This is a genomic window from Echinicola arenosa (assembly GCF_014841125.1).
GTDB classification, from domain to species: domain Bacteria; phylum Bacteroidota; class Bacteroidia; order Cytophagales; family Cyclobacteriaceae; genus Echinicola; species Echinicola arenosa.
On sequence record NZ_JACYTQ010000018.1, the window covers coordinates 1 to 1709 of the forward strand.

2 protein-coding genes are annotated in these 1709 nt (G+C 36.5%); both read right to left on the reverse strand.

The window, feature by feature from the left end; all coding sequences use genetic code 11:
* Window positions 1-179: 179 nt before the first annotated feature.
* A complete protein-coding gene (locus tag IFO69_RS21545; RefSeq protein ID WP_192012227.1) occupies window positions 180-866 on the reverse strand; it encodes a nucleotidyl transferase AbiEii/AbiGii toxin family protein in 687 nt (228 codons plus the stop codon).
* Window positions 859-1377 carry a hypothetical protein gene (locus tag IFO69_RS21550; RefSeq protein ID WP_192012228.1) on the reverse strand — a complete coding sequence of 173 codons (519 nt, stop codon included), beginning with the start codon at window positions 1375-1377 and terminating at the stop codon, window positions 859-861. Before IFO69_RS21550 ends, IFO69_RS21545 begins: the two co-directional genes overlap by 8 nt.
* Window positions 1378-1709: the final 332 nt, after the last annotated feature.

A 1709-nucleotide genomic window follows, 5' to 3' on the forward strand; every position in this document is an offset into this window, starting at 1 on the left:
CAAATAGCAGGCAAAAACGCCGCTCAGGTACCGGATTTTTCAAGCTCCAACCTCCAAAAATACAAAAGAGGAAATAGCTTTCCCCATAATTTAACCCATTCACAGCACCACTCGTTCAACACTAAATTCAGACTAGGCTGTTCCAGCCGTCAGAATGCTTAGTTATTGTGCGTTCGTTTTTATTTTATTATTTCATTTAGTTTTTCAATTACGATTTCTCTACGTTCATCTACTGTAAATGGATTGATATGACATTCTATGATTTCGTTTCTGGAAGTATGGTTCAGTATTTCAATACTCATCTCTTTTAAAAAATCTTGAACATCTTTGTCTGCATTTTGAAAATCTTCAACAAGCTCCTTATTATTATCTAAAATGTAGATTATATCTTCAAAGTCATGGCTTGTTCTTGGGTCAGTACCTCTGCTTTTGTAAGCTTCCCATTTTGTTGCAAGAAAGAGGCTAACAGGTAGTATTTTAATTTCGAGCTCACCAATATTTACAGGATAGGCTTTCTCAAAACCAGGTTTCAACCAGCTATTAGTTGGCCCCAAAGGAGTTTCTTCATATGGAATGAAATCAATTAGAATCTCTTCATGAGTATATCTGTACATTACTTTTTCGGTGGGCGCGGGATAGATTTTCTTTAAGGCCAGCTTTTCCCTTAGCTCGTCCATTTGTCCATAGCTACTAATTTGAACAGAGATATCAATATCTTTTGTAGGACGTGGTTGTTCTGCTCCCTCATCAGTTACATACAGGCTGACTACAGCACCGCCAACATAGATTACATCGTTGTTCAGTTCCCCAAGTGCTATAGCAACTTTTTCAACTACTTTTAGATTGATTGTTTGATTTTTAAGCATTTTCAATTCTTTCTTTTAAGTACTCAAATGCCATATTTTGCTCTCTTACTTTACCAATCCTAATTGCATCTGTAAGTGACATTAGTTCGTAGTATTTTGAATCATTTAAGCATGCCTCAGGAGTTTTTGGATGCAAAGGTTCTATAGCTTGACCTCTAAGGTTTCCTTTACCATATGGCCAAACAAAGTGTTCATTACTGACAAATTCTTCATTTAATGGTGGAGCAGAGATTGCCGTCCCAATACCTCTTGTAATTGAACCTGGTCTTTGAGGAAAGACATATCGCATTCCAGACTTTAAGAAGTCAATTAGAGCTAATTTCCTTAAAGTCCTTTTGTCACTGCTAATAAGTCCTGCTATAATTGACCTATTGATACTCTCGCTTATTTCACTTGGACTTATTCGTAACTCATGGGCTAAGTCTTTCATATACCAATTATCAGTGCCCTTGCTAACAATCTTTAGAAGTATAGCAATGTCATGCGGGCGCATACCACTGTGCTTTTTCATATTTATGAGCTAATTAGATTGTAAAAGTACAAAAGAATTTTCAATTCGCGAATCGCGAATCAAGAATCGTATCTGTGCAGAATGGCATACAACGGCTATTGTATGAGTAGTAGCCGATAAAAAGAACCAAAGTGCAAAATATGCACATTACTTAATAAAGTGTAATAGCCTTTAAAACAAGCACTGCAACGGCTATTACTTATACAAATTGTTGAACGAATCCAGCTAAAGCAGGAAGCCGGCATGATTGTCCGGATCTTCCTAAATTAGCCTTATCGTAAATTTTAACATTTTAAGCTATGAAAAAAAAGCCAGACCATCATTGGAAAGGC